Raw genomic sequence first — 16,612 nt, forward strand, 5'->3', positions numbered from 1 at the left:
AGAAGAAGTGGTACGGTTGAGTGGAGTTGAACCACTGACCTCAGGTGCCACAAACCTGCGCTCTAACCAACTGAGCTACAACCGCACACCGCCGCCAGCAAGGCCGGCTGCGTCTGGGGCGTGACATAAAAGCATTGTCTGTGTTTTGCAAGCCCCGAATTGCCGCGCCACCGCAAAAAATGCGAAGACGAAAAAGCCGGGCGCTGCGGCCCGGCTGCATTCTTGTTTGTCCGCGGACAGGCGCCTGATCAGGCGGCCTTGAACTGCGACATGACCTTTTCGGCAGCTTCCTTGCCGGGCTTGGAAACCTCTTCCGCCAGCTTGCGGGCGGCTTCCTGCATGGCCTTGGCCTGCTCGACAGTCAGTTCCGCCTGCTTGCGGAAGAAGCCGGTCTGCAGTTCGACCAGTTCAGCTACGGACTTCACACCGAGCAGGGCTTCCATGTGGGACAGCGACAGATCGGCATTCGTGCGCAGCGCGTCGATGGCCTTCAGGCCGAGTTCGACCGAACCGGCCTGAGCGGTCTGCATCGTGGATTCCACGGTTTTCGTCGCTTCTTCAGCGGCCGTCTTCAGCTTGCCGAACGCTTCACGGGACTGGGCGGCACCCTTTTCAGCGATATCGCGGAAACCTTCCGCAAAACGGCTCGGGTCGAATGCGGCGAAGGAAAATACGTCTTCGGTCTTGTAAGCCATGTTCATTGATCCTTGTTCGAACCTGGCCTCCGGTGCGGCGGCCTCATGCACACGTATATAGCGCATGGATTGTTGCATTGCAATATCGTTGTGCAGTGCAACATAAACATTTTCTGATTAACCGTGTTCGGCGATTCCCCGCGCGGGTATGTGGACCGGACGGGGCTGGGAAGTTACTAACAATGTGTTAATCTAGTGCCGGAATGAGATCGGCACCGAGTGCAAGGCCTGCCATGTCCGCTGTGCAATATCCTTTCATCGAGATCGCCGTGCACCCGCGGGTGCGGGATCATTTCGCGGCGGGCAAGGCAGTTGTTCTGTTCTCGCAGGATCTCGGCGAGGTGTTGTGGACCAACGGGCTCGGTGCACGCCTGTTCGGCAAGACGGCGATCTATGACCTGATCGACCAGGGGCCGCCGCGTCTCGACCTCATCCTGCGCCAGGCGCGCACCACGGCGCGCCAGCTTCAGGCAGTGGGCGACAGCCGCACTTTCATCATCCGCATCACCGCCGGCTTCGAACGCGTGGCCGTTCAGGCGCTGTGCGAACTGGTCGCCCTGCCTGATGGGGAAAGGGCCGTTCTTCTGGCCGTGCCCGCCGCCGCACAGCCGCCGCTGACCACAGAGGCCGCCCGGCAGATGATGGACGGCTTCGACGATCCCGGCATGCATGTGGCAGTGCTCGATGGCGAGGGCCAGGTCATGTCCTCCTCCGCCGATTTCTCGCGCCTGAACCTGACGCCGCACACCGCACGCATGCTGGTGACGCTGGCCGCCAACGATCGCGACCGGCTGGTCAAGCGCCCGGTGCCGACGGCCGAAGGCTATCTGCCCGCGGCCATCGCCCGCCTGTCCGATGAGCCGGCGCTGCACCTTCTCTTCCTGGTACAGGCCGATCCGCTGGAGCGCGACCCGGCGCTTGCCACCGAAGAAAGACAACCAGCAGCATCCGCGCCCGCCGCACCGGCCGCACCCCCGGATTTCGATGAGGCTCTCACCGCCGTTTCCGGCATCGTCGAGATGGAGGAAGAGGAGGCTGCAGACACCGAAATCGTGACCGAGCCGGCCGAATCGGTACATGCGGAACAGCCGGAGGCGGTGAAGGCCGATATGTCCGATCTCCCTGTTGTGGATGTCGCGCCCAACCGCATGGGGTCGAGCGGCGGCGCCAAGCAGGAGACACCGGCTGATATCGCAGCCGCAACGGCTGCCGCTGTGCCAGCAACCGACCATCCCGCAGCGCCCGGCTTTGAATTCCGCCGCGATACCCGCGCCACCCGCTTCGTCTGGAAGATCGATGCGGATGGCTGCTTCTGCGCAGTATCCCCGGAACTGGCGGCCGCTGTCGGCCCGCATGCGGCAGAAATCATCGGTCTCGGCTTTGCCGATGTCGCGGCCCTCTTCAATCTCGATCCGGAAGGCAGGATCACGGAACTGCTGACCCGGCGTGACACCTGGTCGGGCAAGACGATCTACTGGCCCGTCGAGGGCACCAGCCTCTGTGTGCCGATCGATCTCGCAGCGCTCCCCACCTATACCCGAAACCGGGATTTCGACGGGTTTCGCGGCTTTGGCATCATCCGCATTGCCGATGTGCAGGAAGATCCGTTGGCGATCGGCCTTACGCTGGTGCCCGGCCCGACAGAAGCCGAGGCGGCAGCCGAGGAGATCGTCGATCCCGACCAGCCCGAACATGCCTGGGTGGAAGACGGCTGGACCGAGGACGAGACGGCCATCGCCTTCGAAGACACAGAAGATCAGCCTCCGGCAGCCGCGGAACCCGCCGCAGTCGATACAGACGCGCCTCCATCACCGGAACACACGGGCGAACACCTGACGCAGGAACAGCCGCAGGCAGCGCAGGAAACCTCCGCCTCCGTGCATCCCTTCCCCGGCGCGGAAAAGCCGGTGCTGCGCATCGTGCAGCCCGCCCTGCCCGGCAGCCCGGAAAAAGTGGTGCGCATCGAAGACCGCCGTCCTTCCGGTCGCGACAGCCTGACGCCCGTCGAACAGGCCGCCTTCCGCGAGATTGCCCGCCGCCTCGATGCCTTCCGCCGTCCCGACGCACCGGCCGAAGACGCCCCGAAGGATGCAACGGCAGAGACCGGCACTATGGCACCGGACGCGGTTTCGAAACCCGCCGAAGCGGTCGCCGAGGACCCCGCGGTCGAGACGGAGACGCTTGTTGCGCAGCACGCTGCCGACATGGCGCCGCCCGTCGGCGAATACGAGATTGCCCCGATCATCGACGATGCCACGACGCTGGTCGATGCGGAGCCGACCGACGTCACGTCGTCCGACGTCGCCGCAGACGATGACCTTTCTCGCGCGATCCCCGATGATGAGAAGGACGCGCCGTCCGGGGACGAGGATGAGGCAGAGCCCCTTGCCGTGGAAGAGCCGCAGGCCGTTTTCGAGACCGCTGCCTTAGAAGCCGACGAGGGCCGCGACGACGCTCCGCAAGCCGCCACGTTCGATGCCGATGTACCCGAGCCGGAAGAGACGGAAGACGACCGCATCTCGATGGCGGAAGCCTATGCGCAGGTGATGAAGCCGCGCCAGCGCCCGGATCTGTCCGCCGACATTATCGACCAGATGCCGGTTGCGCTGCTGGTGCATGCCGGTGACCGGCTGATCCATGCCAATCCGGAATTCCTGCGGTTGACCGGTTACGATTCGCTCGAAGCGCTGGCAGCCGTTGGCGGCCTCGATGCACTGCTGCAGCGGCAGGATCTGGAGGACAAGACCTCCGAGGCCGGCGGCATGGTCGTGGTGCGCGCCGATGACAGCATCGTGCCGGTCACCGCCCGCCTGCAGACCGTGCGCTGGGAACAGTCGACCGTCCTGATCCTCGCCCTGATGCCGGTGAAGGACGCGGCCGAAAAGGCGCCGGCGGAAGACCCGGCGCGGCAGGCCGACCGCGTATCCCGCATGGCCGTCGAGGTGGACGAGTTGCGCGCCATTCTCGACACCGCCACCGATGGCGTCGTCATCATCGGCAGCGAGGGCGAGATCCGCTCGATGAACCGGGCGGCCAGCGCGCTTTTCAACTACGACAATGACGAGACGGCCGGCAAACCTTTCGTCATGCTGTTTGCCCATGAGAGCCAGAAATCGGTGATGGATTACCTCGCCGGTCTCGCAGGCCATGGCGTCGCGAGCCTGCTGAACGACGGGCGCGAGGTGATCGGCCGCGAAGCCTCCGGCGGCTTCCTGCCGCTGTTCATGACGATCGGCCACCTCACCTCGTCCAACGGCTATTGCGCCGTGATCCGCGACATCACCCAGTGGAAGCGCACGGAAGAGGAGTTGCGCAATGCCAAGCGGGCGGCGGAAACCGCCAATGCCCACAAGAGCGACTTCCTCGCCCATGTGAGCCACGAGATCCGCACGCCGCTCAACGCCATCATCGGCTTTGCCGACATGATGGCGACCGAACGGCTGGGCCCCCTCGGCCATCCGCGCTATGTGGAATATGCCAATGACATTGGCCGCTCCGGTCGCCACGTGCTCGACATCGTCAATGACCTTCTCGACATTTCCAAGATCGAGGCGGGCGAGATGGATCTCGATTTTTCAGCCGTCGGCCTCAACGAGACGGTGGCGGAGGCGGTTTCCCTGGTGCAGCCGCAGGCCAATGGCCAGCGGGTGATCATCCGCACCGCGCTCTCCCAGTCAGTGCCGCCGGTGGTGGCCGATCTGCGCTCGATCAAGCAGATCATCCTCAACATTCTCTCGAATGCCATCCGCTTCACGCCGTCGGGTGGCCAGATCGTGGTCTCCACCGCTTACGAGGCCAATGGCGCCGTGGTGCTGCGCATCCGCGATACCGGCATCGGCATGACGCGGGCGGAACTGGAACTGGCGATGAAGCCCTTCCGGCAGGTGGCGGGCGGCACCCGCAAGCGCGGCGATGGCACCGGCCTTGGCCTGCCGCTGACCAAGGCGATGGTGGATGCGAACCGCGCCGCCTTTGCCATTCACTCTGCCCCGAACGAGGGCACACTGGTGGAAGTGACCTTCCCCTCACCCCGCGTGCTCGCCACCTGATCCGGGGTGGCTTGTCATGCCGGTAGCAGCCCCGCTGCCGCAAAAGGCGTTTGTCTTTTGCGACGGATGCTGTAGGCCTTCGGCACCGACATCATGAGACATTGGAGAAGAGGGGAACCGGCCTTGCAGCTTGCTCGCCAGAGGCAGATGCGTGTGGCGCGACAGGATACGCGCCCCTTCTCGGTCCTGTCGGGGTTGGTCGCGGCCCTTGCCGTGATGCCGGTGGCAGCAGTGGTGTGGATCGCAGCCTTCGGCGGCTTGGAAAGCCTGCAGCATGTGCTTGTCAACGTGCTGCCGCGGGCAACCGGCCGAACGCTGATGCTGGTCGTTTTCACCGGTCTCGTAACCAGCCTGTTCGGCATCGTAACGGCCTGGCTCGTCACTACCTTCGATTTTCCGCTGCGACGTGTGCTGTCGGTGGCACTGGTGCTGCCGCTCGCCATCCCGTCCTATATCGCGGCCTACACTTTTTCCGAGTTTCTCGATTTCACCGGACCGCTGCAGACGGGTTACCGTGCGTTCTTCGGCTTCAAGTCCGCCCGCGACTACTGGTTTCCGGATGTCCGCTCGCTGGGCGGCGCCGTGCTGGTGATGTCCTCGGTGCTCTATCCTTACGTCTACCTCGCCTGCCGTTCGAATTTCCTGATGCAGGGGCGCGCCGCCGCCGATGTGGCCCGCACGCTGGGCGCCGGTCCCTTGCGCACCATCCTGCGCATCCAGCTTCCCATGGCGCGGCCGGCGCTGATGATCGGGCTGACGCTGGTCAGCATGGAGACGCTGAACGATATCGGCGCGGTGGAATATCTCGGCGTCAACACGCTGACCTTCTCCATCTACGATGCCTGGCTGAACCGCGGCAGCCTCGGCGGCGCCGCCCAGCTTTCGGTGGTATTGCTCGTCATCGTCGCCGGACTGATTGCCGTGGAGAGGCTTGCCCGGCGGCGCCAGCGCTTCGTCGCAAACCGCACCACGGCAAGCGTCAACGACCAGATCCGTCCGCCGCTTGGGGGCATGAAGCGATGGTTGGCCATCGTCACATGCCTGCTGCCGGTCGCCCTAGGCTTCGTGCTGCCGGTCGCCATGCTGTTGAGCTATGCCTTCAAGCGTATCGACCTGCTGCATGACCCGCGGCTGATGAAGGCGCTGTGGCACAGCGTCACCGTCTCCGGCGCCACGGCGCTTGCGACCGTGCTGATCGGCTTCATCCTTGCCTATACCGTGCGCACCCGCGGCGGAGCGTTGAGCGGCCTTGCCGGACGGCTGGCCTCGCTCGGCTATGGCATGCCGGGCACGGTACTGGCGATCGGCGTGCTGGTGCCGCTCGCCGCCTTCGACAATGCGCTGGATGCCTGGCTGCGCAGCCATGTCGGCATCTCCACCGGGCTTCTCTTGTCCGGCACCGGTTTTGCCATCTTCTATGCCTGCACCGTACGCTTTCTCACCATGGCGGAAGGGACGGTGGATTCCGGTTTCCAGAAACTGTCGCTGCATCTGGACATGGCGGCACGCACGCTGGGGCGCAGCCGGCTCAGAACGCTGACCGGCGTGCTTCTGCCCAACATGCGCCCGGCGCTTCTGACGGCGGCACTGTTCGTCTTCGTGGAATCGACGAAGGAATTGTCTGCCACCATCCTTTTGCGGCCATTCAATTTCAACACGCTCGCCACTCTCGTCTATGAGGATGCCTCGCGCGCGCAGATCGAGAGGGCCTCGATCCCGTCGCTGATCATCGTGCTGGTCGGGCTCATTCCGGTGCTGCTGGTGTCGCGCTCGATGGAACGCTGACGGTCGATATTTAGCCCGTCTGGCCGATATCCGGCCCTTGGATCGGCGGATTTGACGCGCATGTTTGCAAGCCGCTGACAATTCCGATAACGAAACGCACGGCTTCAGGCCTTGTCACCCCTTAACTCCCGTCATCCAGCAGAGAGATGGCCAAAGACGCATGATCGACCTGTCACCGCGCAACCGGACATCTCGCATGGCGCTTGTCGCCGTGGCGGGTATTCTGGTCGTCGTGGTGCTGTTCCGAATCCTGTCACCGGTGCTGGTATCGTCCGCGCTGGTGCGCGAGCGGGTGGAAACGGCCGTGGAGGACTGGCTCGGCCACGACGTGACAATCGACAGCGTGCCGCAGCTGGAATTCTGGCCGCGTCCCATGGTGCGCCTGCGTGGCATCGTGATCCGTCAGGAAGACAGGCCGGGCTCGCCGGTTCTCGGGCATATCGCCGAACTCTCCGCCAGTTTCAGCCTGCTGAAGGCGCTGACGGGCAATCCGGTCTTTCACAACTTCGCGCTCGTACAGCCGGACATCACGGTGCATACGGGTGCGGGCGGTCAGCTGAACTGGTCCAACCAGGGTCTGCTCGGCGCAGCCGTGCGCCACGCCATCAGCACCGATACGGCAGAAAAGGCACGGCCGCTGAACGATGCGGAAATCGGCGATGTGTCGATCTCCAACGGCCGCCTGGTCATCGACAGCAGCGACGGGCGCAGCCTGACACTTGAGCAGATCAATGGCACGCTCGACTGGGACGAGTTATCGGCACCGGCCCGCCTCCGGGCACGGTCGCTGGTGCGCGGCGTGCTGCTGGATATTGATCTTTCCACCGCCCAGCCCCTGCAACTGCTGGGCGGCGCCAGCGCAAGCCTGGACCTGGCCTTGAACTCCAGCCTCATCACCGCGCGCTTTTCAGGCCGCGCGGACCTCACCCGCAGCGCCTTCCTCTCCGGCGACCTGCAGCTGACCATCCCCAAGATGGCCGAGGTCGTGCGCTGGGCAAACCTGCCGATCCACACCGCCGATGCGCTGCACGACATCACGCTTTCCGCACGGTTGGTGACCCTTGAGCGGGTGATGCGCTTCGACCAGCTGACGATTGCCGCCAATGGCACCTCCGGTACCGGGGTGATGGATCTCGCCATGGCGACAGACACCCAGCCGCCGCGAGTGAGCGGAACGCTCGCCTTCGACCGGATGGACCTCCGTTCGCTCGCGCATGCGATCTCCAGCGACCGGCAGGATGCAGGCCCCGTCGATCCTGCCCGCGAGGCGCCCTTCGAGCGCCAACTCGGTTTCGATGCCCGCTTCTCCGTGAAGACCGCACGCTACGGCCCGCTGGTGCTGACCGATGCTGCCGTCAGCCTGCTGTCGGATGCGAAGCGGGCAGAGGTAGAGATCCTCGACAGCACAGCGCTGGGCGGCAGCCTGACTGGCCAGATCAGCATGCGGCTGACACCGAAGCCCGCCACCAAGATCCGGCTCTCGGCGCGCAATGTGGAATTCGATGCACTCGCCAAACAGCTTTCCCTGCCGGGATCGCTGATCATCGCCCCCGCCTCCATCGATCTGGACCTCGACCTGTCCAAGCCGCTGTTTCTGGCGAAGCCAGACGACGTGACGGGCACCATGCATTTCTCTGCCGCGACCGGCCAGATCCCCGCGCTCGATCTGGACGCCTTCCGCACGCTCGCCTCCGGCACCGGCTATTTCACGCTCGACAAGGCCCGCGACGGCCATACCGACTTCAACAGCCTCGATCTTCAGGCGGATTTCACCGCCGGCAGCGCCCGCATCCGGCAGGCAACCATCGATGGAAGCAGCTATGTGATGCATCTGAGCGGCGTTGTGCCCTATCAGACCCGAAGCCTGTCGCTGATTGCCGTGATCGACAGCAAGACGGGCGCGGCCTCGCACCGCGCCTTCATCGGCGGCGCATGGCCGAACCCGATCATCTGGCCGGCACCGGCCGGTACGCCAGCCAAACCGTAAGGGCAAGCCCCTCAAGCACAACCTTTCACCGCCAAGGAACAATGCCGGCAAGGAAAAGTTGGGGGAGGACAAACCTGCGGAAAGGACCTTCCCATGCGCGCCCTCAACATCGTCAGCCTGTTGCTCGTCATCATCGGCGGCCTCAACTGGCTTCTGGTCGGCATTGCCGATTTCGATCTCGTCGCAGCCCTGTTCGGCGGCCGGGAGGCAACGCTCGCCACCCTCGTCTACGTGCTGGTCGGCCTGTCGGCCCTGTGGCAGTTGATCCCGTTCACCCGCGCCCTCTCGGCCGGCGAAACTTCCGCCGAAGCCCATATCGGTCACCGCTGACCTGACGCGGCCTTCTCGCTGCGGCACAAACAAGAAACATGCCGGCCTCCCCCAAGGAGCGCCGGCATTTTTTCGCTCTGGACGGCGCCGGATCGCGACCGGACCTCAGAGCACCCCGCGGATCGCCGCATGTTCGTCGCGGATGCGGCGAGCCTCATTGCGCTTGGTGGTGATGGAAGCAATGATGACGCCGATGGTGACGAGGCCGATCAAAAGGGTACAGACGGCATTGATTTCCGGCGTCACGCCGAGGCGCACCTGCGAATAGATCTTGATCGGCAGGGTGGTGGCCCCGGGGCCGGTCGTGAAGCTTGCGATGACGAGATCGTCGAGCGACAGCGTAAAGGCCAGCATCCAGCCCGACACGATGGCTGGCAGGATGAGCGGCAGCGTGATCTTGAAGAAGGTCTTCACCGGCGGGCAGCCGAGATCCATCGCTGCCTCTTCGAGACTCCGGTCGAAGGTCAGCAGGCGCGACTGCACAATGATCGCCACATAGCACATGGTGAACGTGGTGTGGGCAATCGTCACCGTCCAGAAGCCGCGATCGACATCGAGCGCGACGAACAGCAGCAGCATCGAAAGGCCCGTGATCACTTCCGGCATCACGAGCGGTGCATAGATCATGCCCGTAAACGGGATGCGGCCGGGAAAGCGCGGAAACCGCACCAGGGTGAGGGCTGCAAGCGTGCCGAGCACGGTGCCGATGCTGGCGCTCAGCACGCCGACGCGGGCCGTTACCCAGGCGGCATCCATCAGGCTCTCGTTCGACCACAGCGACCGATACCATTGCAGCGAAAAGCCGCCCCAGACGGTGACCAGCTTGGAGGCATTGAACGAATAGACGACGAGGATGACGATCGGCAGGTAGAGGAAGGCGAAGCAGAAGGTGAGGACGGTGCTGTCGAAGCGCGAGGATTTCATGGTTCACCCCACCTTCTGTTGCTGGTTCTGGAAGATCACGATCGGCACAACGAGCGCCAGCAGCAGCACCACGGCCACTGCCGAGGCAAGCGGCCAGTCGCGATTGCCGAAGAATTCGACCCAGAGCGTTCGGCCGATCATCAGCGTCTCCGGCCCGCCGAGCAGATCCGGAATGACGAATTCGCCGGTGATCGGGATGAAGCAGATCATCGCGCCGGCAATCACGCCGGGCAAGGACAGCGGAAAGGTGATCCGCCAGAAGGCCTTCCACGGCGGGCAGCCGAGATCGCTTGCCGCCTCCAGCAGGGTGCCATCCAGCTTTTCCAGTGTCGCATAGAGCGGCAGCACCATGAAGGGGAGATAGGAATAGACGATGCCGATGAAGACGGCATAGTCGGTGCGGTAGATCTCCACCTGCTGGTCAGGGGCAAGCAACCCGACTGCCTGCAGTGCGACCGTGAGCAGCCCCTCCGGCTTCAGGATGCCGATCCAGGCATAGACGCGGATGAGAAAGGAGGTCCAGAACGGCAGGATCACCATCATCATCAGCGTCGGGCGGATCGTACTCGGTGCCCGCGCCATGGCGAGCGCCATCGGATAGCCGATGAGAAGCAAGAGAAGCGTCGAGATCAGCGCGATGCGCAGCGACGACAGATAGGCCGCGAGATAGAGCGAATCCTCGACCAGCGACTGGTAGTTTTCGAAATCGAGCGCCGAGAGAAAATCGCCGAGCTTGCCAAAACCCTCGAACACCGGCTCGTAGGGCGGCATGGCGATCGCTGAATCCGACAGTGAGATCTTGAAGATGATCAGGAAGGGTGCGGCGAAGAACAGCACCAGCCAGAGATAGGGAATGATCACCACCAGCCAGCGCAGCGGGCTGGCCTTGGCGAAGGATGCTGCGGGGGCGTCTGTCATGATCGTCTCCGCGCTAGCGTGTCAGCACTAGGCCGCCATCCAGCGGCCAGGTGAGCCAGACCATGTCTCCGAAGGTGATCGGCCGGTCGACAAGACGCGAGACATTGGCCTGTGCGGCGCGCAGGATGCGCCCATCGTCCAGACGCACCAGAAACACCGAGAAATCGCCGAGATAGCCGATATCCCAGACCTCGCCATGGGCGGTATTGACGTCGGTCTCGACAGGCGGATCAAGCGATATGCGCACCTTTTCCGGGCGGATGGCAAAGGCAACCTTCGCACCATTGCTTGCCGGGCATTCCTGTTCCACCGCAATCTTCATCCCGTCGCTCTCCAGCCGCACCAGCGGCGGATGGCCGGGATGCACGCAGACACCGGCATTTTCAGTGACTGCGCAGTCGAGTATGTTGATGTCGCCGATGAATTCCGCGACATAGCGGCAGTTCGGACCTTCATAGATTTCCGCCGGCGCCGCCACCTGCACGACGACGCCCTTGTCCATCACCGCGATGCGGTCGGAGACGGTCATCGCCTCCTCCTGATCGTGAGTGACGATCAGGAAGGTGAGGCCGAGCGTGTGCTGGATGTCCATCAGCTCGAACTGGGTTTCCTCGCGCAGCTTGCGGTCCAGCGCACCGAGCGGCTCGTCGAGCAGCAGCACTTTGGGCCGCTTGGCAAGCGAGCGGGCGAGCGCCACGCGCTGCCGCTGACCGCCGGAGAGCTGGGCCGGCTTGCGCTTGGCAAAGGGCTCGAGCTTCACGAGCTTCAGCATTTCCTCGACGCGCGCCTTAATCTCCGGCTTCGCCAGCCCGTCCTGCTCCAGCCCGAAGGCGATGTTCTTCTCCACCGTCATGTGCGGGAAGAGCGCATAGCTCTGGAACATCATGTTGGTGGGGCGGCGATAGGGCGGCACGCCGGAGAGATCCTTGCCCTGCAGCAGGATGCGGCCCGACGTCGGCTCCTCGAAGCCGGCCAGCATGCGCATCAGCGTGGTCTTGCCACAGCCGGAGGGCCCGAGCAGCGAAAAGAATTCCCGCTCGTAGATATCGAGCGTCAGATTGTCGACGGCGGTGAAATCGCCATAGCGCTTGGTGATGTTCTCGAAGCGGATGAAGGGGGTCGCGGATGGATCGGTCCAGGGGGAAAACTTGCGCTTTACGGGTCCGAGAGATTTCGCCATGCCCTGCCCACTCCTGCTGGTCATCCAGTCAACGTCGCCACAGTCAAAAAAGGCGGGCCGCAAGGCCCGCCCCCGGTTTTCGCCTCAGCGGCCGTTCTTGAACTTGGTCCAGACGGAGGTGACCTCCTTCTGCGACTTGCCCTCATAGGGCGAGATCGTGAAGAGCCGGCCGAGAACCTCCTTGGTCGGATAGACGGAGGGGTTGTCGAGGATTTCCTTGTCGACGAACTGCTGCGAGGCCAGGTTGCCGTTGGCATACTGGACATAGTTGGAGGCCTTGGCGATCACCTCCGGCTTCATCAGGTAGTTGATGAAGGCATGCGCTTCCTCGACATTCTTGGCGTCCGCGGGGATCGCCAGGTTGTCGAACCACATATAGGTGCCTTCCTTCGGGATCACGTAATTGATCTTCACGCCGTTCTTGGCTTCCTCGGCGCGCTTCTTGGCCTGCAGGATGTCACCCGACCAGCCGATGGTGATGCAGATGTCGCCATTGGCGAGATCGTTGATATAGGCGGCGGAATTGATCGAACGGGCATAGGGCCGGATCTTGCTGTAGACCTCGCCGGCGGCGCGGATATCGGCGATCTCCTTGCTGTTCGGATCCTTGTGCAAATAGTTGAGCGCAATCGCGAAGGTTTCGTCCGGCGCATCCAGGACGTTGATGCCGCAGGCCTTGAGCTTGGCGGCATTTTCCGGCTTGAAGAGCACATCCCAGCTATCGATCGGCGTATCGCCCAGCACGGCCTTGATCTTGTCGATATTGTAGCCGATGCCGGTCGTGCCCCACATGTAGTTGACGGCGTGCTCGTTGTCCTTGTCGTACTTGGCAAGGCGAGTCATCACCTCCGGCCACATGTTGGAAATGTTCGGCAGCTTGCTCTTGTCGAGCTTGCGATAGACGCCGGCCTTGATCTGGCGCTGCAGGAAGGGCCCGGTCGGCACCACGACATCATAGCCGGAGCCGCCGGCCAGAAGCTTGGTTTCCAGCAGGCTGTTGTCATCGAACACGTCATAGACGACCTTGATGCCGGTTTCCTTGGTGAAATCCTCCAGGATCGACGGGTCGATATAGTCGGACCAGTTGTAGACATGCACCTCGCGCTCCTGGGCGGCGGCGGCGGTTGCGGCCAGTGCCGAGACGGCAAGGGCCAGCATGTGGAGCATGGGTGATTTCATGATCGTCTCCAGTTCCCGTTTTCCCGCAGGTCCCGGCAAGGGATGCGGATTGGTTGTCGTCTTTTGGTGCAGAGTAAAAAGGAAACGGGCGGCTCACAAGCGGAAAAGTTCGGCACCGCACAAGACTTGGCAGGGGCCTGACGTGCTTGTTCTTTACTGGAAATCGAACGCGCTTAGACCCGTGACCATTTCATCGAGACCCAGCGGGCGGGTGAGCGGCGGCTCGGCGCGCGCAAGGCAACCCTGCCGTTCGCAGAGCCGGCAGGCCGTGCCGGCCGGCACGTGGGCCGCCGGCAGGTCGGCCGCCGCACCATAGACGGTGTCGGAGGCGGCAGACGCATCGCAGCCGACGAGGATCGCGGTGCGGCGCAGACGTTCGCCATAGGCCGCCCGCGGCCCCTCCAGCGTGCGGCAGAGTGTCAGAAAGGCCGCGCCATCCGGCATCTCCACCCGTTCGACCAGCAGCTGGCCGGGCTGGGCGAAGGCCTGGTGCAGGCCAAGCTTCGGACAGAGCCCGCCAAACCGGGCCTGCGGAAAGCCGAGCGCGCCCGCCTTGCGCAGAACGTTGCCGGCATGATCGGCTTCCATCAGGAAGAAGGCGGGCACGCTGACGCCCGCCCGGTGCAGGGACACAAGCCGGTGCGCGGCCTGCTCGAGGGAGACATCGAAGCGGGCCGCCAGCTGATCGAGATCGAAGCGGGTGCGCTGGGCTGCAGACAGGAAACTTGAAAAGGGCATCATCAGCGCATGCGCCGCATAGCGTGCCAGCTCGAAGCGGCCGATGCGCAGCGCCTCGCCGCTGGAGAGCGACAGGCCGGCAAGCTCCGCGGCGATCTCCTGCCCCAGCGCAAGCAGCGCCACCTCCTGGGCGATCTCGCGGGTGCGGTCCGCCACCGACAGCCGCTCGGAGAGGAAGAGACGCATGGAATGCCGGTCATAACGGCGGCGCAACGTCGGCATGGCATGCACCGGCAGCTGGCGCACCACGATCCCATGCACCGAGCGCAGCCAGCCCTTCAGCGCACCCGAAAGATCGTCGCCGGGATTGAGCGCGGCCATGAAAGCCTCCGCCGCCTCGTCCAGCCTTGCAAACACCATGGGGCGCTTTTCGAGCGTCTCGCGCACCTCGTCCATCGGCAGGCGCGCGCGGCCAAGCGAGGTCTCATGCCCCTCGCGCGCCAGAAGATCGGCGAGATCGGAAAGGCGGGCCGCCTGCTCGCGATAGGCGCGGTAAAGCTTCAGAATGCCGACTGCCGCGTTGGGTGCCCCCTCCGCCACCTCGATCAGCTCCTGGTCGCCCGGAATTTCCCCCGCCAGCAGCGGATCGGCAAACACCTCGCGCAGCTGCTGGGCCGCACCGCCCCCCTCGCCCTGCAACTGGTCGATATCGACCTTGTAGACCGAGGCCAGCCGCAGCAGCAGCTGCACGGTCAGCGGGCGCTGGTTGCGCTCGATGAGGTTCAGGTAGGAGGGGGAGATCCCCAGCCCCTCGGCCATCGCGGTCTGGGTGAGATTGAGGCTCAGACGCAGCCGCCGCACGCGAGGCCCTGCAAATATCTTCCGCTCCGCCATGTCACACCTTTTACAGAGGCCTCTGGTTTACGACTTTTACATTATTTACAAATTTACACGAGGAGACGTCAAAGGCAAGACAACCTAACCTCTTTCATCCATCTGTTTTCTATTATTTTCTGGCGATACGCTGCGTTGCACTGTAAATTCTGTCTCAGACATTCGGAGGTAGCATCATCGGACACAGGATGTGTCCTCGCCTCCAGAGCAGACGGGAGAGAGCACCATGACAGAGTTTTACAACCTTGTTCCCAGCGCGCCCCAGGGGCGGTTCGATGGCATCGAGCGGCCGTATACGGCAGAGGACGTGAAGCGGCTGCGCGGCTCGGTGGAGATCCGCTACTCGCTGGCCGAAATGGGCGCCACCCGCCTGTGGAAACTGATCAACGAGGAAGACTTCGTCAACGCGCTCGGCGCGCTCTCCGGCAATCAGGCCATGCAGATGGTGCGCGCCGGGCTGAAGGCGATCTACCTCTCCGGCTGGCAGGTGGCCGCCGACGCCAACACCGCCTCCGCCATGTATCCGGACCAGTCGCTCTATCCGGCCAATGCCGCGCCGGAGCTTGCAAAGCGCATCAACCGCACCCTGCAGCGTGCGGACCAGATCGAGACGCAGGAAGGCAAGGGACTTTCGGTCGAAACCTGGTTCGCGCCGATCGTTGCCGATGCGGAGGCCGGCTTCGGCGGGCCGCTGAACGCCTTCGAGATCATGAAGGCTTTCATCGAGGCGGGTGCCGCCGGCGTTCACTTCGAGGACCAGCTGGCATCCGAAAAGAAGTGCGGCCATCTGGGTGGCAAGGTTCTGATCCCGACGGCAGCCCATATCCGCAACCTCAATGCCGCGCGCCTTGCGGCCGACGTGATGGGTGTTCCAACCCTCATCGTGGCCCGCACCGATGCGGAAGCGGCCAAGCTGCTGACCTCCGACATCGACGAGCGCGACCAGCCCTTCGTTGATTACGACAAGGGGCGCACGGCGGAAGGCTTCTACCAGGTGAAGAACGGCATCGATCCCTGCATCGCGCGCGCCATCGCCTATGCACCGCATTGCGACCTGATCTGGATGGAAACCGGCAAGCCGGATCTGGAACAGGCCCGCAAGTTCGCCGAAGCCGTGCACAAGGTGCATCCGGGCAAGAAGCTCGCCTACAACTGCTCGCCCTCGTTCAACTGGAAGAAGAATCTGGACGATGCGACGATCGCCAAGTTCCAGCGCGAGCTGGGTGCGATGGGCTACAAGTTCCAGTTCATCACGCTCGCCGGCTTCCACCAGCTGAACTACGGCATGTTCGAACTGGCGCGCGGCTACAAGGAGCGCCAGATGGCCGCCTATTCGGAGCTGCAGGAGGCGGAATTCGCCGCCGAAATCAACGGCTATACCGCCACCAAGCACCAGCGCGAGGTCGGCACCGGCTATTTCGATGCCGTGTCGCTGGCGATCACCGGCGGCCAGTCGTCGACGACGGCAATGAAGGAATCCACCGAGCACGAGCAGTTCCGCCCGGCAGCTGAGTAAAAACCAAGGCCCCTCCCCAGCCCCTCCCCACAAGGGGGAGGGGTAACCCGCAGAACCGCCTTACCCATTCGCAGCCGACAGCTTTCTGGACGGTTTGAAGGGGCAGTCCGGTGCCGCAGGCCATGCCCCTCCCCCTTGTGGGGAGGGGTTGGGGAGGGGTCTGAGCGTTCCCCTTCAACAACCCCTGTACAACAAGAGGAGAAATGCCATGAACGTCCAGACCCGCGTCAAGGAACGCGCCGAGGAACAGTCCACCGCGATGAGCGCCGAACAGCAATCGGCCATCCGCGTGCTCGCCAACGAACTACACCGCCTGAACCATGCCGTGATGCGCGCCGTCGATGCCGGCGTCTCGGTCGAACTGGTGCGCTCCGCCCGCCACCATGGCGGCGAGGGCAACTGGGGCGACCTGATGATCCCGGTCATCGTGACGCAGCCGCGCTGACCCCGAAAACAGCCTGGAAGAATGGCGGGGAA

General features: G+C 63.8%; 12 protein-coding genes and 1 tRNA gene. 6 read left to right on the forward strand and 7 right to left on the reverse strand.

Going from position 1 to position 16,612, the window contains the following annotated elements; all coding sequences use genetic code 11:
* Positions 1-8: 8 nt before the first annotated feature.
* Positions 9-85: transfer RNA gene (locus F3H95_RS03865), tRNA-His, on the reverse strand.
* A gap of 163 nt (positions 86-248) precedes the next feature.
* Entirely contained in the window at positions 249-695 is a 447-nt protein-coding gene (locus F3H95_RS03870) for a phasin (protein ID WP_143126461.1), read from the reverse strand.
* Positions 696-928: 233 nt separating this feature from the next.
* On the opposite strand from F3H95_RS03870, the gene F3H95_RS03875 reads away from it, so the two are divergent.
* The 4 genes from F3H95_RS03875 (at position 929) to F3H95_RS03890 (ending at position 8,846) form a co-directional block, all read left to right on the forward strand.
* Positions 929-4,744, forward strand: a complete 3,816-nt coding sequence (locus tag F3H95_RS03875; RefSeq protein ID WP_149744985.1) for an ATP-binding protein — start codon at positions 929-931, stop codon at positions 4,742-4,744.
* Between the two features lie 147 nt (positions 4,745-4,891).
* Positions 4,892-6,529, forward strand: a complete 1,638-nt coding sequence (locus F3H95_RS03880; protein WP_149745106.1) for an iron ABC transporter permease — start codon at positions 4,892-4,894, stop codon at positions 6,527-6,529.
* 196 nt (positions 6,530-6,725) lie between these two features.
* On the forward strand, positions 6,726-8,516 hold the full coding sequence (locus F3H95_RS03885) for an AsmA-like C-terminal region-containing protein (RefSeq protein WP_188134283.1): 1,791 nt from the start codon (positions 6,726-6,728) through the stop codon (positions 8,514-8,516).
* A 93-nt stretch (positions 8,517-8,609) separates the two neighbouring features.
* Positions 8,610-8,846 carry a DUF378 domain-containing protein gene (locus F3H95_RS03890; RefSeq protein ID WP_149744987.1) on the forward strand — a complete coding sequence of 79 codons (237 nt, stop codon included), beginning with the start codon at positions 8,610-8,612 and terminating at the stop codon, positions 8,844-8,846.
* Between the two features lie 105 nt (positions 8,847-8,951).
* On the opposite strand, the gene F3H95_RS03895 is transcribed toward F3H95_RS03890, so the two are convergent.
* From F3H95_RS03895 to F3H95_RS03915, 5 genes are all read right to left on the reverse strand, one after another.
* A complete protein-coding gene (locus tag F3H95_RS03895) occupies positions 8,952-9,770 on the reverse strand; it encodes an ABC transporter permease (RefSeq protein ID WP_143126465.1) in 819 nt (272 codons plus the stop codon).
* 3 nt (positions 9,771-9,773) lie between these two features.
* Positions 9,774-10,688, reverse strand: a complete 915-nt coding sequence (locus F3H95_RS03900; protein WP_149744988.1) for an ABC transporter permease subunit — start codon at positions 10,686-10,688, stop codon at positions 9,774-9,776.
* Between the two features lie 13 nt (positions 10,689-10,701).
* Positions 10,702-11,868: an ABC transporter ATP-binding protein gene (locus F3H95_RS03905; protein ID WP_143126467.1), complete on the reverse strand. Its 1,167-nt coding sequence runs from the start codon at positions 11,866-11,868 to the stop codon at positions 10,702-10,704.
* Between the two features lie 84 nt (positions 11,869-11,952).
* On the reverse strand, positions 11,953-13,047 hold the full coding sequence (locus tag F3H95_RS03910; RefSeq protein WP_149744989.1) for a polyamine ABC transporter substrate-binding protein: 1,095 nt from the start codon (positions 13,045-13,047) through the stop codon (positions 11,953-11,955).
* A gap of 153 nt (positions 13,048-13,200) precedes the next feature.
* Positions 13,201-14,619 (reverse strand): XRE family transcriptional regulator, encoded by a 1,419-nt coding sequence (locus F3H95_RS03915; RefSeq protein WP_149744990.1) that lies wholly within the window; start codon positions 14,617-14,619, stop codon positions 13,201-13,203.
* Between the two features lie 226 nt (positions 14,620-14,845).
* Here F3H95_RS03915 and aceA point away from each other — a divergent pair, with 226 nt between their 5' ends.
* Positions 14,846-16,135: an isocitrate lyase gene (aceA, locus tag F3H95_RS03920; protein ID WP_149744991.1), complete on the forward strand. Its 1,290-nt coding sequence runs from the start codon at positions 14,846-14,848 to the stop codon at positions 16,133-16,135.
* A 208-nt stretch (positions 16,136-16,343) separates the two neighbouring features.
* Positions 16,344-16,580 (forward strand): hypothetical protein, encoded by a 237-nt coding sequence (locus F3H95_RS03925; RefSeq protein WP_143126471.1) that lies wholly within the window; start codon positions 16,344-16,346, stop codon positions 16,578-16,580.
* The last annotated feature ends 32 nt before the right edge of the window (positions 16,581-16,612 follow it).

The organism is Rhizobium sp. RU35A, from assembly GCF_900156005.1.
In the GTDB taxonomy this organism is placed as follows: Bacteria; Pseudomonadota; Alphaproteobacteria; order Rhizobiales; family Rhizobiaceae; genus Neorhizobium; species Neorhizobium straminoryzae.